Here is a 15,939-nt window from a genome sequence, read left to right as displayed (position 1 = left end):
CCCCGGCGGCGCGCCCGACCCGACGCGCACGGGAGCAGGAGGTGGTCCGTGCACGTTTGGACCGGGCCGTCCCGGGGCAGGGCGTGACCATGACCCGATCCGCGCGCGCCCCCGGACCCCGCTCCGCGGTGCTGTTCGACCGCGATGCGACGCTCGTCGTCGACGTGCCCTACAACGGCGACCCCGCGCTCGTCGTGCCGGTCGAGGGTGCGCAGGAGGCCGTGGCCGCGGTCCGTGCGGCCGGTCACGGCACCGGCGTGGTCACCAACCAGTCCGGCATCGGCGACGGTCGCCTCACCCGCGAGCAGGCGGAGGCCGTCAACGCTCGCGTCGACGAGCTCGTCGGGCCGATCGACGTCTGGGAGCTGTGCCCCCACCACCGTGACGCGGGCTGCGCCTGCCGCAAGCCCGCACCGGGCATGGTCCTGCGCGCCGCGGAGCGCCTGGGCGTGGACCCGTCGCGCGTCGTCGTCATCGGCGACATCGGTGCCGACGTGGGCGCGGCGCGCGCGGCGGGCGCCACGGGGATCCTCGTGCCGACGCCCGTCACCCGCCAGGAGGAGGTCGACGCGGCCGAGCACGTGGCGGGCGACCTGACGGAGGCCGTGCGCCTCGCCCTCGCCCATCTCGCCGCCCTCCCGACCCCGGGGCCGGCCTCGTGACGCGCCGGGTGCTCGTGGTCCGGCTCGACAGCGCCGGCGACGTCCTCGTCAGCGGCCCGGCCGTGCGCGCGGTCGCCGCCGCGCCCGACGTCGAGGTGACCCTGCTCTGCGGTCCGCAGGGCGCCCCGGCCGGCCGCCTCCTGCCCGGCGTGCACCGCGTCGTCACGTGGGCCGCCCCGTGGATCGTCGACCCCGCACCGGCCGCCACGCCCGAGCACGTCGCCCAGCTCGCCGCCCTGCTCGACGAGGTGCGCCCCGACGAGGCCGTGGTGCTCACCTCGTTCCACCAGTCGCCGCTGCCGACGGCCCTGCTGCTGCGCCTCGCGGGCGTGCGCCGGGTCAGCGGTGCGAGCGTCGACTACGCCGGCAGCCTGCTCGACGTGCGGCTGAAGCCCGGCGAGACCCTCGACGAGGACCAGCCCGAACCTCTCCGCGCGCTCGCGATCGCCGAGGCGGCCGGGTTCGCGCTGCCGGAGGGCGACGACCGCGGCCTCGCCGTCGTGACGCCGCCCGACGTGCACGAGCTCGTGGGCGAGGGCCCCTACGTCGCCCTGCACCCCGGTGCCGCGGTGCCCGCCCGCGCCTGGACCGTGGAGCGCAACGGCGAGGCCGTCGCCGCCCTCGCGGCCGCCGGCTGGAACGTCGTCGTCACCGGTTCGCCGGCCGAGGCGGACCTCACCCGCGAGGTGGCGGGCGAGCTCGGCGTCGACCTCGGCGGCGCCGGCGACCTGGCCACCCTCTCGGGCGTGCTCGCCGGCGCAGCGGCCGTCGTCACCGGCAACACGGGCCCCGCGCACCTCGCCGCGGCCGTGCGCACTCCCGTCGTGAGCCTGTTCAGCCCCGTCGTCCCGGCCGTGCGCTGGGCGCCCTGGGGCGTGCCCGTGCAGCTGCTCGGCGACCAGGAGGCCGCCTGCCGCGGCAGCCGCGCCCGCGTCTGCCCCGTGCCCGGCCACCCCTGCCTCACCTCGGTCACCGCCGACGACGTCGTCGACGCGGTCACCGCCCTCGTCGGCGCGCCCTCGGCGCACGCCCCCCGCCCCGCCTCGTCCCGATCCACCCTGGAGGTCGCCCCGTGAAGATCCTGCTCTGGCACGTGCACGGCGGCTGGGCCGACGCGTTCGTCCGCGGTCCCCACACCTACCTGTTGCCCACCACGCGCGAGGGTGGCCCGTGGGGCCTCGGCCGGGCCGGTCGCGACTGGCCCGACTCCGTCGTCGAGGTGCACCCCGACGACCTCCGCGACGCCGAGGTCGACGTCGTGGTGCTGCAGCGCACGGAGGAGCTGGCCGAGGCCGAGCGCCTGCTCGGCCGCCGGCCGGGCCGCGACGTGCCCGCGGTCTTCGTCGAGCACAACACGCCGCGCGAGCACGTGCCGAACAGCACGCACCCCTACGCCGACCGCGACGACCTCCTCGTCGCCCACGTCACGGCCTTCAACGCCCTCTTCTGGGACTGCGGCTCGACGCCCACGGCGACGATCGAGCACGGCATCGTCGACCCGGGCCACCTCTACACGGGCGAGCGCGCCCGCCTGGGCGTCGTCGTCAACGAGCCCGTGCGCCGCTGGCGGGTCACCGGCAGCGACCTGCTGCCCCGCTTCGTCGAGGCCGCCCCGCTCGACGTCTTCGGCATGGGAGCCGACGGGCTGCCCGACGCGCTCGGCCTCGGCCCCGACGCGATGACGGTCGTCGGCGACCTGCCCACGAGCCGGCTGCACGCCCGCCTGGCCCAGGACCGCGTCTACCTGCACCCGATCCGCTGGACCTCGCTCGGCCTCTCGCTCCTCGAGGCCATGCAGGCCGGGATGCCCGTCGTCGCCCTGGCGACCACCGAGGCGTTCCGCGCCGTGCCCGCCGAGGCCGGTGCGGTCAGCACCGACGTCGACCTGCTCGTGCGCCGGGCCGCGCAGCTCGTCGCCGACCCCGACGAGGCTCGCGCGTGCGGCCTCGTCGCCCGCACGCACGCGCTCGAGCGCTACGGCCTCGGCCGGTTCCACGCCGAGTGGGACGCCCTGCTCGGCGCGCTCGTCGAGGACGGCCCGCGCGCCGCGGCGAGCGCCGCCCGTTCGGCGGCCGCCGGCCAGGAGAGGACCCTCGCATGAAGATCGCCATGGTCTCGGAGCACGCCAGCCCGCTCGCCGTCCTCGGCGGCGTCGACGCCGGCGGCCAGAACGTGCACGTCGCCGAGCTGAGCGCCGCCCTCGTGCGGCGCGGCCACCGGGTCACCGTCTTCACCCGGCGCGACGACGCGAGCCTCCCCGACGTCGTGCGCATGCCGTCGGGCGTGGAGGTCGTCCACCTCACGGCCGGGCCTGCCGACCACGTGTCGAAGGACGAGCTGCTGCCGTTCGTGCCCGCCCTCGCGGACGGCCTCGAGCGGGCCTGGCTCGACGACCGGCCCGACGTCGTCCACGCGCACTTCTGGATGTCCGGCGTGGCCGCGCTCGACGCCGCGCGGCGGAGCTCGGTCCGCGAGGCCGGCGGGGGCCTCCCGGTGCCCGTCGTGCAGACCTTCCACGCGCTCGGCCACGTCAAGCGTCGTCACCAGGGCCACCTCGACACGAGCCCGGCCGAGCGTGCGACGCTCGAGCCGTGGGTCGGCCGCTCGGTCGACACGGTCATCGCCACCTGCTCCGACGAGGTCTTCGAGCTGCGCGGCATCGGCGTCGACGCCGACCGGATCGACGTCGCGCCGTGCGGCGTCGACTCCCGGCTGTTCACCCCCGAGGGCCCGCAGGAGGCGCGCGGCCGCCCGGTGCGCATCGCCACCGTGGGCCGCCTGGTCGCCCGCAAGGGCCACGGCAACGCGATCAGCGCCCTCGCCAGGGTCGTCGCCGCCGGTCACGACGCGGAGCTGCTCGTCGTCGGCGGGCCGCGCCGGGAGGACCTCCCCGCCGACGAGACCTACCGCCAGCTGCACGCGCTGGCCGTCGCCGAGGGCGTCGCCGACCGGGTCGGGTTCCGCGGCCAGGTGGCCCAGGACGAGCTCCCGACCGTGCTGCGGTCGCTGGACGCGTTCGTCTGCGCTCCCTGGTACGAGCCGTTCGGCATCGTGCCGCTCGAGGCCATGGCCTGCGGCGTGCCCGTCGTCGCCGCGAGCGTCGGCGGCCTCATCGACACCGTCGTCGACGGGGTCACCGGCCGGCTCGTGCCGCCCCGCGACCCCGAGGCCATCGCCGACGCGGTCGTCACGCTGCTCGAGCACCCCGAGCAGGCCCGGGAGTACGGCCGCCAGGGGCGCCTGCGCGCCGAGAGCCGCTACTCGTGGGACCGGATCGCCGCGGGCACCGCGACGAGCTACCGCTCGACCGTCGGCCGCGCCGTAGGAGCACCCCGCCAGCCCGCCACCGCCGAAGGAGCAGGACGATGAGCACCGACATCCGCACCAGGCCCGTCGCGGTGGCCGCGCCGGGCGCGACCGCAGCGCCCGCCGTCGTCGCGCCTCCTGCGCCGCCCGCCGCACCCGCGTCGGCCGTCGCGCCCGCCGTCGGCCACGCCGCCGTGCTGCGCGAGCACCTCGCCGACCTCGCCCCGGTGCTGCTCGCCCTCGACGCCGAGGCCGAGCACCTCGAGGCCTGGGGCGTCGAGCTCGCCGACCGGCTCAGCGGCGGCGCCCGCCTGCTCGCCGCGGGCAACGGCGGCTCGGCCGCCGAGGCGCAGCACCTCACGAGCGAGTTCGTCGGACGCTTCGCCGACGACCGTGCGTCGTTCTCGGCGATCTCGCTGCACGCCGAGTCGAGCGCCGTCACCGCCATCGGCAACGACTACGGCTACGAGCAGGTCTTCGCGCGCCAGGTGCGGGGCCACGGCCGGACCGGCGACGTGCTGGTGCTGCTCTCCACCAGCGGCACCAGCCCCAACCTCGTGGCCGCCGCGCACGCCGCGCGCGAGATCGGCGTCACCACGTGGGCGCTCACCGGCACCGGGCCGAACCCGCTCACCGACGCCTGCGACGACGCGATCGCCCTGCCCGGGCCGTCCTCGAACGTGCAGGAGGCGCAGCTCGTCGCCGTGCACTCGCTCTGCCTCGTCTTCGACGGCGAGATCGCCCGCCGCGGCGTGACCGGCCCCGACCGGGGAGCCCGCTCGTGACCGTCGTCGTGGTGGGCGACGCCCTGCTCGACGTCGACGTCAGCGGCACCTCCACCCGGCTCAGCCCGGACGCCCCCGTGCCCGTCGTCGACGTCACCACCCGCAGCACGCGGGCAGGAGGCGCGGGCCTGGTCGCCGCGATGCTCGTCCTGGACGGCGAGCCAGTCGTGCTCGTCACCGCCCTCGGCGACGACGCCGGCGCCGCCGAGCTGCGCGCCGCGATCCACGGCGTCGACGTCGTCGCGGGCCCGCTGCACGCCGGCACCCCGACGAAGACCCGGCTGCGGATCGGCGACCACGCGGTCGCCCGCGTGGACGAGTCCTGCGGTCCCGCCCCGGCCCCCGGCGTCACCGAGGACATGCTCGACGCGGTGCGCCGCGCCGACGCCGTGGTCGTCGCCGACTACGGTCGTGGCCTCACCGCCGACGACCGGCTGCGCGCCGTGCTCACCGAGGTCGCCGCCCGCGTCCCCGTCGTCTGGGACCCGCACCCCAAGGGCAGCGCCCCCGTGGCCGGCTGCGCCGTCGTCACCCCCAACCAGGGCGAGGCGTCCGGGCTGCACGGCAGCGCCGTCTCGGGCGTCGACGACGCCTGGGAGGCCGGTCACGCGCTCCGCGAGACGTGGGCCGTCGAGGCCGTCGCCGTCACCCTCGGCGGGTCGGGGGCGGTCCTCGCCCTCGCGGGCGCCGCCACCGGCGAGGACCCGCTGCACCTGCCCGCCCCGGTCGTCGAGGTGCTCGACCCCTGCGGCGCGGGCGACCGGCTCGCCTCGGCGCTGGCCGTCGCGCTCGCCCGCGGGGCCTCCGCCCCCGACGCCGTGGCCGAGGCCGTCGAGCGGGCCGCGCGGTTCCTCGCCGACGGCGGGGTCGCCTCGCTGCCGCTCGACCGGCTGCGCGCGACGGACGACGCGGAGGCGCTCGACGACGCCGCACCGGCCGTCGGCACCGACACCCGTGCCGACGCCGGCGCGGCGGGGTCGGCTCCCACCGGCACCGAGCCCGACGCCGACGAGCTGCCCGAGCCGATCCGCCTGCCCGGGAGCGACGCCCTCGACGTCGCCCGCCGGACGCGCGAGGCCGGCGGCACGGTCGTCGCCACGGGCGGCTGCTTCGACCTGCTGCACGCCGGGCACGCCCGCACGCTCGCCGCGGCCCGCGCCCTCGGCGACTGCCTCGTCGTCTGCCTCAACTCCGACGACTCGGTGACGCGGCTCAAGGGCCCCGAGCGACCGATCATGGCGCAGGAGGACCGCGTCGACCTGCTGCTCGCGCTCGAGTGCGTCGACGCCGTCATCGTCTTCGACGAGGACACCCCGCACGACGTGCTCTCGCGCGTGCGGCCCGACGTCTGGGTGAAGGGCGGGGACTACTCCGCCGACACCCTGCCCGAGGCCGGCCTCGTCGCCGGCTGGGGCGGCCGCACCCTCACGGTGCCCTACCACCCCGGTCGGTCGACGACCCGCCTGGCCTCCGCGCTGGAGCGCGTCGGCTGACCCGTGCGGACGACGCACGTCGTCCTCGTCGGCGCGCCCCGCGCCTCCTGCACCCCACCCCCACGAAAGGACACCCATGACCGCGACAGACCCCACGAACCCCGGACGCGTGATCGTCACCGGCGGCGCGAGCGGCCTCGGCGCCGCGATCGCGCACGCCGTGCAGCTCGCCGGCGGCACGCCGATCGTCCTCGACCTCCACGTCGACGGCGTCGAGGGCCACGCGCGCCAGGTCGACGTCTCCGACTCGCACGCCGTCGACGCGGCCGTCCGCGAGGTCGCGGAGGAGCTCGGCGGACTCGACGCCGTCGTCACCGCCGCCGGCATCGACAAGCCCGCCCCGCTCGACGCCCTCAGCATCGACGACTGGGAGGCGATCGTCGGCGTCAACCTGTTCGGCACCGTCTCCACGGTCCGCGCCGCCCTGCCGTACCTCAAGGAGTCGCACGGCAAGGTCGTCACCGTCGCCTCGTCGCTCGGCATCAAGGCCGTCGGCGACGCCACCGCCTACTGCGCCTCGAAGTTCGGCGTCGTCGGCTTCACCCGCTCCCTCGCCGCCGAGCTCAAGGGCGTCGTCGGCGTCACCACGTTGATCCCCTCGGGCATGAAGACGCGCTTCTTCGACGCCCGCGACGAGCAGTACAAGCCGCAGGACGACTCCCGCCTGCAGGACCCCCGCGACGTCGCCGACGCCGTGCTCTTCGTGCTCGGCATGCCGCCGACCAGCGAGATCCGCGAGCTCGTCGTCACCCACCCCGAGGAGGACTCCTGGCCCTGATCGGCTGAGCGGGGCGGTCGGCACGGCGCCCGCCGCCCCGCACCTCCTGCTTTCCTCCCGCGCTCCTCCTGCGCACCTCCTGCTCTCCTCCTGCCCTCCTCCGAAAAGGCGACAGCTCGCCGCCGACACGCCGCCTCGGCCCCCTGGTCGGCGGCGTGGCGTCCGCGAGTCGTCGCCTCGTGCGCACCGGGGGTGGCCCGGCCGCGGCACCGGACGCTGGCCGACGAGCGCAAGGGGCTGCCGGAGGCCCGCCCCCGTCCGCCAGGATGGTCCCGTGAGCGCCCCGACCGTCACCACCGAACCCTTCGACTCCCCCGACGCCGTGCGCCTCCGCGCGGCCCAGCGCGTCGAGATCGACGCCCTCTACGGCGCCGACACCGAGCCGGGCGAGAAGCCGACCGCCGACAGCGTGCCCGTGTTCCTCGTGGCGCGCGACGCCGACGGGACCGCGATCGGCTGCGGCGGACTGCGCCTGCTGCCCGGCGGCGGCGCCGAGATCAAGCGCATGTACGTGGCACCCGGCGAGCGCGGGTCCGGCACCGCGGTCGCGCTGCTGCAGGCGCTCGAGCAGGAGGCGCGGGCCCGCGGCGTGGCGCGCCTCCTCCTCGAGACGGGCACCGAGCAGCACGCGGCGCAGCGCTTCTACGAGCGCGAGGGCTACGTGCCCATCGAGCCGTTCGGCCCCTACGTCGGCGAACCGACCTCGCTCTGCTACGCGCGGACGCTCTGACGCCCCGACGCGCCGACGCCCCGAGCCGGGGCGGATCCGCTGGTCCTCGACCTGGCCCTGACGCCGTCCACGAACGGTCGGTCCCCCGCGACCGGACCGACGGCTCGTGGACGCCGTCCCGGTGACGCTGTCCAGGAACGGCGTCCACGGTGCCTGCTGGTCCGCCGACCGTGGACGCCCTCCCGCTCGACCGTGGGACCACCGCGCCGCGGACGAGTCCCGACCTCGGGTCAGGCGCGGGGCGTCAGCGACGCGAGCAGCTCGCTCGTGTTCTGCCACACCTCGTCGAGGGTGACGTCGGCGACGACGCTGTCGTCGTGCTCGCAGCGCTCCGAGGTCCAGCCGACCTGGGTGATGTCGACGCCGCAGACCGGGCAGGTGGTCCGGTACGACATGGCGATGCGGTGCCGGGTGCGCCCGAGCGCGCCCGCGTTGATGACGTTGCCGAACCAGAAGACCGCGCTCGTGGCCGTGCCCAGCGCCTCGGCCAGGTGCCGCGGACCGCTGTCGTCCGCGACGACGAGGTCGGCCTCGGCGAGCACGCCGACCAGCTCCGACAGGCTCGCGCGGCCGGCGAGCGAGGTCACGGCGTCCGCCCGGCCGCAGGCCCGCCCCGCCACCTCGAGGATCGTCCCGGCCGCCTCGACGTCGCTGGCGTCGCCGACGACGACGACCCGGACCTCCTGCGCGACGAGTCGGGCGGCCAGCTCGCCGAAGCGCTCGGCGGGCCATCGGCGACGCGGGTCGGTCGCACCGGGGTGGATCACGACGACCGGGCGGCCGGCGCCGTCGTCGTCGTCGGGCCCGCCGACGTCGCGACCCAGCAGCTCGCGACCGCGAGCGCGCTCGGCGTCGGTGGGCACGAGCACGGGGGCGTCCGTCGACGCGGCACCGGCCAGCGCGACGACCTCGAGGGCGCGCAGCACCTCGTGCTGGTAGTAGACGTAGGGGATCGTGCGCTCGAGCGCCTCCGCGTCGGGCGTGCGCGTGCCGATCGTGTGCCGCGCCCCGAGCCGCAGCAGGAAGGGGTTCGAGTTCCGCCCGCCGCCGTGCACCTGCACGGCGAGGTCGAAGCGCCGCTCGCGCATCCGCGCCACGAAGGCCTCGGTCGCCGCGTCGTCGACCTCGGTGCCGGAGGAGTCGCCCACCCCGGGCACGACGGGCAGCACCTCGACGGCGTCGACCGGTCCCGGCCGACCGCCGAGCAGGGCCACGTGCGACGGTGAGCCGAGCAGGGTGATCTCGGCGTCGGGGTAGGCCGCGGCGAGCGCCGCGAGGGCGGGGAAGGCGAACACGAGGTCGCCGAGGCCGCCGCCCCGCAGGACGGCGATGCGCCGGACGTCGTCGAAGCGGTCGGAGAGGGCGGGCAGCCCCGGGATCGTCTGGCCGGTCATGGATGCTCCCTGCCCCGCGCCGTCGCCCGTCAAACGGTGCACGGGCCCGAGGCGTGCGGGCCCTCCTGCTCGTCGCGGACCGGGCCCCTTCCTCCACGCCGCCGGACACCGGTACGCTCGCGCGATGGACGTCTCGTGGGAGCTCGACGGTTGGCCCTGGTTCGCGCTCGCCCTCGTGAACGCGGGCCTCGCCGAGCAGAAGGGCCGCTCGCGGCTCGTGTGGTTCCTCGTCTCGGTCCTGCTCGGGCCGATCGCGACGCTGCTCATCGTCGTGTGGCCCCGCGTGGACGTTCAGGCCGGACCGGAGGACGTCGAGCCGTCCTGGGACCTGCGGTTCCTCGCCGCCGTCGGCACGCTCCTCGTGGCGGGCGTGCTCTGGCTGGTCGGCGCGTCCACCGGAGGCTGGGGCTGGGCCCTCGCCGCGAGCATCGCGGGCGGTGCCGCCCTGGGCCTCGGGATCTGGGCGTACGTCGAGGGTCGACGTCGGCGGCGGCGACGCGAGGTGCGGGGCGGGGGCGACGCCTCGCCTCCTGCGGGGCCACCCGCGCCCTGATCCGGACGCGCACGACGCCCCAGCGCGTCAGCCCTCGTCGAGCGTCAGCCCTCGTCGAGCGTCGGCCCGTGGTCGTCGGCGGTCGCCTCGTCATCTGTCGGGGCGTCGTCGTCCGGCCCACCGAGGGCGGGGTCGGACTCGAGGTCGGCGACGACCTGCGGGTCGATCGTGCCGTCGGGGGCGACGACCTCGGTGTCGCGGGCGTCGGCTTCGCGGGGCGTGGGGTCGGTCACGGTGCCTCCTCGGCGTGGTCGGTGCGGCAGCTGCCGCGTCCGCCAGTCAACGCCCGTCGCCCCCGCGGCGCACGAGGACGGAGCGGTCTCCCGTAACGTCGGCGACATGACGAGCGCTCAGCTGGACCCGCCCCGCCTGCGCTCCGAGAAGGCACGTCGTGGCACCCTGCGCACGGTGCTCGTGCTCTACTCGCTCGTCGCCGCGCTCCAGGTCGCCCTGCTCGTGAGCGCGGCGCTCGACGGCGAGCGCCCCCGCACGGCACAGCTGTTGCAGTGTGCCGCGTGGCTCGCGTTCCTGGTCGTGCTGGTCGCACAGCACCGCAGCATCGATGCCTGGCGCCGTGTCGACGTCGGTGGCGGGCACCGGCGTTGGGGCGTGCTCGCGGCGCGAGTGCTGCCGACCGGCGGCGCGGGCTACGAGGGCACCTTCGTGCTGACCGGGGACCGTCTCCGATTCGTGCCGGGCACCGTCGCGCGCCTGCGGGGCCTGCACGAGGAGTCCTGGCCGATCACCGCGCTCACCGCCGTGCGCGTCACACCCGTCGACGGCCGACGCCGGCGCCGGGGCGGGCGCTGGGTGTCGATCGAGGTCGACGGCGGCGACGCGATCACGGTCCTCACTCCCGAGCCGCACCTCGTGGCCGACGAGCTGTTCGACGCCCTGCACGCGGAGGGGCTGCTCCCCCGCCCTGCCGCCTGACGCCGGCACCCGGAGCGCGCGCCGGGCGGGCGGGTCCGTCGTCGGTGGGCGTGCACGGTCGCCCGGGGACGACGCACCGGCCCGTGCAGCGGCAGCGGCAGCGCCGCCGCCGGGGTCACCCGGCCCGGGCCTCGGGCTGGCAGGTGGGGCACCACCAGGTGCGCCGCTGCTCGGGGTCGCCCCGGACCTCGTCGCGCACCCGCACGCGCGTGCCGCAGCGCAGGCAGGGGCGGCCGGCGCGGCCCGCGACCCAGTGCCGCTCGCCCCGCCGGGTGACGCCCGTCGTCGTCTGGTACAGCCCCGGCACGGTCGCGGAGGCCTGCAGGCAGCGGGCGGCGGTCGCGACGAGGCCGTCGAGGTCGGGCACCCGGGCGACGGGGGTCCACGGCCAGAGCCCGCGCAGGTACGCGACCTCGTTCACCCACAGGTTGCCCAGCCCGGCGATCAGCCGCTGGTCGAGCAGCGCGGCCACGAGCGGGCGGTCGCCCGCCGTCAGGAGGCGGCGGGTGGCCTCGCTCGCGTCCCAGTCGTCGCGCAGCGGGTCCGGCCCGAGGTGCCCCACGACCCGGTGCTCGTCGCGGGTGTCGAGCAGGTCGAGCACGGGCACGTCGAGGCCCCAGGCCGTCGATCCCTCGTCGGTGCGCAGCCGGACCCGGACGTCGGGCGCGAGCCGCGCGGGGATCCGCCGACCCGGGCCGGTGACCGTCCACGACCCCTGCATCAGCAGGTGGGAGTGGAGGGTGAGGTGCGAGCCGTCGGCGTCGAACCGGGTGAGCAGGTGCTTGCCGTACGTGTCGTGCCCGAGCACGCGCCATCCCGCCAGGCGGGTGCCCGCGGCACCGCCCCCGCGCAGCTCGCCCTCGGCGACCTCGTGGCCGTCCAGGGCCGCGCGCAGGCGGACGGCCAGGCGATGGACGCTGTCTCCCTCGGGCACGGTCCGACGCTAGCCGCCGCCCCCGACACGGGGTGCGCCTCCTGCCCACGGCCGGACGGACGGGTGCGTCGTTCCCGGGCGTGCGCGGACGCCCGTCGGCGACGGACCCGCCCGTGGTCCTCGCAGGCTGCGCTGCTCGCGCCTCCCGCGCCGGCCCTGCCATGCTGGTCCCGTGACCGACCGCACCCCCGTCGCCCCACCCGACCTCGACGCCGCCGCCGCGATGTGGCGGGGCTACGCCGACGCCCACCCGCAGTCGGCCGCGGCCGGGGGCGACCACACGGTCGAGGGCTTCGGCGACTCCGAGCAGCTCGCCGACCAGCTCCTCGCCCTCGTGCTCACCGGGCAGAAGAGGGCGACGGCCGAACTGGTGTCGTCGTTCCTCGCCGAGGGAGACCTGCCCCCTCGCGTGGGGTCGCACTGGATCGCCTGCGACGGCCGCGGGGTGCCGCGCGTCGTGCTGCGCAGCACCGAGCTGCGCGTGGGCCCGCTCGAGAGCGTCGACGACGCGTTCGCGTTCGACGAGGGCGAGGACGACCGGATGCGCGACACCTGGCTCCGCGAGCACCGCCGCTACTTCACGCGCACCTGCGCGGCCCGGGGCGACGCCTTCTCGGAGGACGACGACGTCGTCTTCGAGCGCTTCAGCGTCGTCTGGCCGCCCGAGCTCGCCGACTGACCGACGCCCGCGCCCTGCGCGTCACGCGCGACCGCGGGCCGCGCGACCGCGGGCCGCGCGACCGCGGGCCGCGCGACGCCCGCTCGGGGCTCGGACGCCCCGGACGCCCGGGGCGTCCGAGCAGCCGGACGGCGTCAGGCGGAGCGGTCCCGGCGGCGACGGGCCTCGACCTCGGCCTCGAGCGCCCGCAGGCGGGCGAGCCGCTCGTAGTGCGCCTCCTCGGCCTCGAGGTCGGCGAGCTGCTGCTCGGTGCTGCGCACCCGCCGGTCGATGGCCTGCGCGGCCGACGCGTGCAGCCGGCCGTCGTCGGTGGCGCGGGCGCGTGCCGCCCGGCCGAGGCGCGGCGCGCGGGGCTCCCGTGCCTCGTGCTCACGCCCGACGGCGAACCAGAGCACGCTGCCGAGCACGGGCAGCAGCACGACGAGGAGCACCCAGACGAGCTTGGGCAGGTGCTGCACCCGCGAGTCGTCGCGCGGGACGATGTCGACGAGGGCGGCGAGGCTCAGCACGAAAGGGACGACCGTGAGGACGAAGAACACGGCCAGATCCTAGGGCGGACGGCGGGCGCTCGCCATGCCCCGTCCGGGCGAGCGTCGGGACGGCCCCCGTCGATGGCCGTTCGACGCACCGTCCGCTGAGGACTGGTCGAGAGTTCGTGACCGGTGTCGGAGGTCGTCCGTAGCGTCGAGGAGCTGTCGTGCGCTGCCCGCCGACCGCGACCTCCGAGGAGTCCCATGACCGATCTGCCCACCCTGTTCTGCCTGCACGCCCTCGGGTCGAGCGCCCGCGAGTACGACGCGATCGCGGACGAGCTCGCCGGCTCCTTCGACGTGGTCGCGCTCGACCTGCCCGGCTTCGGCGACGCCGCCGGCGCCACCGGCCTGTCCGTCGACGACATGGTCGCCTCCGTCGAGCGCGCCATCAGGAGGCACGGGTCGACCCGCTGGGCGCTGGTCGGCCACAGCATGGGCGGCAAGGTCGCCTCGCTCGTCGCCGCACGGACGCTGTCCGGCACCGCGCCGCTCTTCGGCCTCGCGGGCGTCGTGCTGCTGGCCGCGTCGCCGCCGAGCCCGGAGCCGATGGACGACGAGCGCCGCGAGGGCATGCTCTCGTGGGTCGCCGACGGCCCGCTCGACGACGCCGCCGCACGGGAGTTCGTGGACGCCAACGTGGGAGCGCCGCTGCCACCGGCCGCGGACGCGATCGCGCTCGACGGCCTGCGCCGCACCTCCCCCGACGCCTGGTCGGCCTGGCTGACCCGGGGCAGCCGCGAGGACCGCTCGCACGACGTCGGCGTGCTCGACCTCCCGGCGCTGATCGTCGCCGGCGGCGCCGACGGCGACCTGGGCGAGCCGGCGCAGCGCGAGCTGAACGGTCGCGCGTACCCGCGCGCCACCGTGCACGTGCTGCCCGGCGCCGGCCACCTCCTGCCGCTCGAGCGGCCGCACGAGGTCGCCGAGGCGATCGCCACCTTCTGGCGCGAGCGCGCCGACCTCGGTCCGGTGGTGCCGACCGACTTCGGCCGCGTGATCGCCTCGGGCCGCACCCCCTCCGTGATGCGCGGCACGCTCGCGCGGCGGGCCGTGGCCGACGACCCCGACCGCGAGCCGCGCGCGCTCGGCGCGGCGCGACTGGCCACGCTGCGCCTCGTCGCCGACCGCGTCGTGCCGCAGGACGGTCCCGCGATCGACCTCGCCGCTCGCGTCGACGCGCAGCTGGCCGACGGTCGCGGCGACGGCTGGCGGACGGACGGCATGCCGACCGACGTCGAGGCGTACCGTCTCGCGCTCGACGCGCTCGTCGACCTCGGGTCCCTCGACGACGACGGCCGCGACGCGGTGCTGCGCACGGTCGCCGAGGGCAGCTACGAGGCCCCGCCCGGTCGGCACGCCGCCGCGACGCTCACGGGCGAGCAGTTCGCCACCTGGTTCGAGGACTGCCGGGTCGACCTCGTCCGCCTCTGGCTCGCGCACCCCGCGACCATGGAGCGCATCGGCTTCGACGGCTTCGCCACCGGGGGCGACCTGACCCGCTTCGAGGGCTGGCTGAAGGTCGGCCCCGACGAACGAGAGGGCTGGGAACCCTCGATGCCACCCCGGCTCCGCACCCTGCCCGCACCGGCCGAGGAGGTCTCCCGATGAAGCTCACCGACATGCGCACCTACGACGACACCGAGGTGGTCGACGCCGTCGTGATCGGCACCGGAGCCGGCGGGGCACCGATCCTCGCCGAGCTCGCGGGCCACGGGCTCCGGGTCGTCGCGCTCGAGGCGGGCGAGAACTTCGACCCCGACGAGCACACCCCCGACGAGTCGGACGCGGTCGCGATCAACTGGATGGAGGAGCGCCTCAGCGGGGGCGGCGCGCCCACGGCCTTCGGCCAGAACAACAGCGGCATGGGCGTCGGCGGCAGCATGCTGCACTGGGGCGCGTACGCTCCCCGGCCCGACGCCCGCGACCTGAAGCTGCGGTCGCTCACCGGGCAGGGCGTCGACTGGCCGCTCGACCCCGCCGAGCTCACCGCCTACGTCGAGCGCGTCGAGCGCTTCGTCGGGGTCTCCGGACCGGCCACCTACCCCTGGGACCCTGCGCGCTCCTACGCGTACCCGCCTCCTGCCCGCAACGCCTCGAGTCGCATGATGCTGCGCGGCTGCGAGGCGCTCGGCATCCGGGCGACCGACGCGCCCGTGGCGCTCGTGACGCGGGACCGCGAGCAGGAGCACCACGGCCTCCGGCACGCCTGCGCGAACGCCGGCAGCTGCCACCAGGGCTGCCGCAACGGTGCCAAGGTCGGCACGGACAACACCTACCTGCCGAAGGCCGTGGCGCACGGGGCCGAGATCCGCCCGCGCTCGCGCGTCGTCGGCATCGACCTCGACGCCCGCGGCCGGGTCGAGGCGGTCGTCTACCTGCGCGACGGCGTCGAGCGGCGCCAGCGCTGCGCGCAGCTCGTGCTCGCGGCAGGGGGCGTCGAGACGCCGCGCCTGCTGCTGCACACGGGCGTCGCCAACAGCAGCGACCAGGTCGGCCGCAACTTCATGGTGCACGGCGCCACCCAGGTGTGGGGTCGCTTCGACGAGGAGATGCGCGGCTACCGCGGTTACCCGTCGTCGATCATCACGGAGGACTTCGTCCGGCCGGCCGACGCCGACTTCGTGGGCGGGTACCTGATCCAGGACCTCGGTGCCATGCCGCAGACCTGGGCGACGACCGTGGCCCGAGGGGGCGGGCTCTGGGGGCGCGACCTCGTCGCCGCCATGGACGACTACCGGTACATGGCCGGCGTCGGCATCAACGCCGAGTGCCTGCCCGACGAGCGCAACCTGCTCACCCTGAGCGACGAGCTCGACGACTTCGGGGTGCCCAAGGCCACCGCCTCGTTCACCCCGGGGCCGAACGAGAAGGCCCTCGACCGGCACGCGACCGCCGTGATGGAGCGCATCGTCGAGGCGGCGGGAGCGCGGTCGTCGATGGTCCTGTCGCGCACGGCGCACACCATCGGCACGGCGCGCATGGGCGACGACCCGGCGACGAGCGTCGTCGACGCCGACGGACGCAGCCACGACGTGCCGAACCTCTGGATCTGCGACAACAGCGTGTTCCCGAGCGCCGTCACGGCGAACCCCGCGCTCACGATCATGGCGCTGTCGCTGCGCACGGCCGAGAGGTTCCTGGCCGCGTGACGCACGTCTT

At 76.5% G+C, this 15,939-nt stretch carries 17 protein-coding genes; 13 read left to right on the top strand and 4 right to left on the bottom strand.

Annotation, left to right across the window (positions count from 1 at the left end):
• Positions 1-89: 89 nt before the first annotated feature.
• From ACYVHQ_RS13250 to ACYVHQ_RS13215, 8 genes are all read left to right on the top strand, one after another.
• Complete coding sequence (locus tag ACYVHQ_RS13250) at positions 90-662, top strand: D-glycero-alpha-D-manno-heptose-1,7-bisphosphate 7-phosphatase (RefSeq protein ID WP_460513798.1); 573 nt, start codon at positions 90-92, stop codon at positions 660-662.
• Positions 659-1,738, top strand: a complete 1,080-nt coding sequence (locus ACYVHQ_RS13245) for a glycosyltransferase family 9 protein (RefSeq protein WP_460513796.1) — start codon at positions 659-661, stop codon at positions 1,736-1,738. The genes ACYVHQ_RS13250 and ACYVHQ_RS13245 overlap by 4 nt, the downstream gene beginning before the upstream one ends.
• Positions 1,735-2,763 (top strand): glycosyltransferase, encoded by a 1,029-nt coding sequence (locus tag ACYVHQ_RS13240; RefSeq protein ID WP_460513794.1) that lies wholly within the window; start codon positions 1,735-1,737, stop codon positions 2,761-2,763. Before ACYVHQ_RS13245 ends, ACYVHQ_RS13240 begins: the two co-directional genes overlap by 4 nt.
• Positions 2,760-4,031: a glycosyltransferase gene (locus tag ACYVHQ_RS13235; RefSeq protein WP_460513792.1), complete on the top strand. Its 1,272-nt coding sequence runs from the start codon at positions 2,760-2,762 to the stop codon at positions 4,029-4,031. Before ACYVHQ_RS13240 ends, ACYVHQ_RS13235 begins: the two co-directional genes overlap by 4 nt.
• On the top strand, positions 4,028-4,753 hold the full coding sequence (locus ACYVHQ_RS13230; protein WP_460513790.1) for a D-sedoheptulose-7-phosphate isomerase: 726 nt from the start codon (positions 4,028-4,030) through the stop codon (positions 4,751-4,753). The genes ACYVHQ_RS13235 and ACYVHQ_RS13230 overlap by 4 nt, the downstream gene beginning before the upstream one ends.
• Positions 4,750-6,246 carry a PfkB family carbohydrate kinase gene (locus tag ACYVHQ_RS13225; RefSeq protein ID WP_460513788.1) on the top strand — a complete coding sequence of 499 codons (1,497 nt, stop codon included), beginning with the start codon at positions 4,750-4,752 and terminating at the stop codon, positions 6,244-6,246. The genes ACYVHQ_RS13230 and ACYVHQ_RS13225 overlap by 4 nt, the downstream gene beginning before the upstream one ends.
• Before the next feature lie 76 nt (positions 6,247-6,322).
• On the top strand, positions 6,323-7,024 hold the full coding sequence (locus tag ACYVHQ_RS13220) for an SDR family oxidoreductase (protein WP_460513787.1): 702 nt from the start codon (positions 6,323-6,325) through the stop codon (positions 7,022-7,024).
• A gap of 274 nt (positions 7,025-7,298) precedes the next feature.
• Positions 7,299-7,754, top strand: coding sequence for a GNAT family N-acetyltransferase (locus tag ACYVHQ_RS13215; RefSeq protein ID WP_460513785.1), 456 nt, complete (start codon positions 7,299-7,301; stop codon positions 7,752-7,754).
• Positions 7,755-7,984: 230 nt separating this feature from the next.
• Here ACYVHQ_RS13215 and ACYVHQ_RS13210 read toward each other — a convergent pair whose 3' ends face one another.
• Positions 7,985-9,148 (bottom strand): glycosyltransferase family 9 protein, encoded by a 1,164-nt coding sequence (locus tag ACYVHQ_RS13210; RefSeq protein WP_460513783.1) that lies wholly within the window; start codon positions 9,146-9,148, stop codon positions 7,985-7,987.
• Positions 9,149-9,272: 124 nt separating this feature from the next.
• Here ACYVHQ_RS13210 and ACYVHQ_RS13205 point away from each other — a divergent pair, with 124 nt between their 5' ends.
• Positions 9,273-9,701 (top strand): hypothetical protein, encoded by a 429-nt coding sequence (locus ACYVHQ_RS13205; protein WP_460513781.1) that lies wholly within the window; start codon positions 9,273-9,275, stop codon positions 9,699-9,701.
• Positions 9,702-9,745: 44 nt separating this feature from the next.
• Here ACYVHQ_RS13205 and ACYVHQ_RS13200 read toward each other — a convergent pair whose 3' ends face one another.
• Entirely contained in the window at positions 9,746-9,934 is a 189-nt protein-coding gene (locus tag ACYVHQ_RS13200) for a hypothetical protein (RefSeq protein WP_460513779.1), read from the bottom strand.
• Positions 9,935-10,040: 106 nt separating this feature from the next.
• On the opposite strand from ACYVHQ_RS13200, the gene ACYVHQ_RS13195 reads away from it, so the two are divergent.
• Positions 10,041-10,634: a hypothetical protein gene (locus tag ACYVHQ_RS13195; RefSeq protein WP_460513777.1), complete on the top strand. Its 594-nt coding sequence runs from the start codon at positions 10,041-10,043 to the stop codon at positions 10,632-10,634.
• 115 nt (positions 10,635-10,749) lie between these two features.
• Here ACYVHQ_RS13195 and ACYVHQ_RS13190 read toward each other — a convergent pair whose 3' ends face one another.
• Entirely contained in the window at positions 10,750-11,568 is an 819-nt protein-coding gene (locus ACYVHQ_RS13190) for a DNA-formamidopyrimidine glycosylase family protein (protein ID WP_460513775.1), read from the bottom strand.
• 223 nt (positions 11,569-11,791) lie between these two features.
• Between ACYVHQ_RS13190 and ACYVHQ_RS13185 the strand changes: the two genes are divergently transcribed.
• Positions 11,792-12,247, top strand: a complete 456-nt coding sequence (locus ACYVHQ_RS13185; RefSeq protein WP_460513906.1) for an ASCH domain-containing protein — start codon at positions 11,792-11,794, stop codon at positions 12,245-12,247.
• A 134-nt stretch (positions 12,248-12,381) separates the two neighbouring features.
• On the opposite strand, the gene ACYVHQ_RS13180 is transcribed toward ACYVHQ_RS13185, so the two are convergent.
• Positions 12,382-12,786 carry a PLDc N-terminal domain-containing protein gene (locus ACYVHQ_RS13180; protein WP_460513773.1) on the bottom strand — a complete coding sequence of 135 codons (405 nt, stop codon included), beginning with the start codon at positions 12,784-12,786 and terminating at the stop codon, positions 12,382-12,384.
• Between the two features lie 195 nt (positions 12,787-12,981).
• On the opposite strand from ACYVHQ_RS13180, the gene ACYVHQ_RS13175 reads away from it, so the two are divergent.
• Positions 12,982-14,388, top strand: a complete 1,407-nt coding sequence (locus tag ACYVHQ_RS13175; RefSeq protein ID WP_460513770.1) for an alpha/beta hydrolase — start codon at positions 12,982-12,984, stop codon at positions 14,386-14,388.
• Positions 14,385-15,929: a GMC family oxidoreductase gene (locus ACYVHQ_RS13170; protein ID WP_460513768.1), complete on the top strand. Its 1,545-nt coding sequence runs from the start codon at positions 14,385-14,387 to the stop codon at positions 15,927-15,929. The genes ACYVHQ_RS13175 and ACYVHQ_RS13170 overlap by 4 nt, the downstream gene beginning before the upstream one ends.
• The last annotated feature ends 10 nt before the right edge of the window (positions 15,930-15,939 follow it).

This window comes from Frigoribacterium salinisoli (assembly GCF_054781095.1).
This window is presented reverse-complemented; position numbering and strand designations above follow the sequence as displayed.

Excerpts from the sequence above, each read along its gene's own strand:
- ACYVHQ_RS13250 (WP_460513798.1), top strand. The coding sequence starts at position 90 with ATGACCCGATCCGCGCGCGCCCCCGGACCCCGCTCCGCGGTGCTGTTC.
- ACYVHQ_RS13195 (WP_460513777.1), top strand. The coding sequence starts at position 10,041 with ATGACGAGCGCTCAGCTGGACCCGCCCCGCCTGCGCTCCGAGAAGGCA.
- ACYVHQ_RS13235 (WP_460513792.1), top strand. The coding sequence starts at position 2,760 with ATGAAGATCGCCATGGTCTCGGAGCACGCCAGCCCGCTCGCCGTCCTC.
- ACYVHQ_RS13185 (WP_460513906.1), top strand. The coding sequence starts at position 11,792 with ATGTGGCGGGGCTACGCCGACGCCCACCCGCAGTCGGCCGCGGCCGGG.
- ACYVHQ_RS13175 (WP_460513770.1), top strand. The coding sequence starts at position 12,982 with ATGACCGATCTGCCCACCCTGTTCTGCCTGCACGCCCTCGGGTCGAGC.
- ACYVHQ_RS13220 (WP_460513787.1), top strand. The coding sequence starts at position 6,323 with ATGACCGCGACAGACCCCACGAACCCCGGACGCGTGATCGTCACCGGC.
- ACYVHQ_RS13170 (WP_460513768.1), top strand. The coding sequence starts at position 14,385 with ATGAAGCTCACCGACATGCGCACCTACGACGACACCGAGGTGGTCGAC.
- ACYVHQ_RS13210 (WP_460513783.1), bottom strand. The coding sequence starts at position 9,148 with ATGACCGGCCAGACGATCCCGGGGCTGCCCGCCCTCTCCGACCGCTTC.
- ACYVHQ_RS13230 (WP_460513790.1), top strand. The coding sequence starts at position 4,028 with ATGAGCACCGACATCCGCACCAGGCCCGTCGCGGTGGCCGCGCCGGGC.
- ACYVHQ_RS13205 (WP_460513781.1), top strand. The coding sequence starts at position 9,273 with ATGGACGTCTCGTGGGAGCTCGACGGTTGGCCCTGGTTCGCGCTCGCC.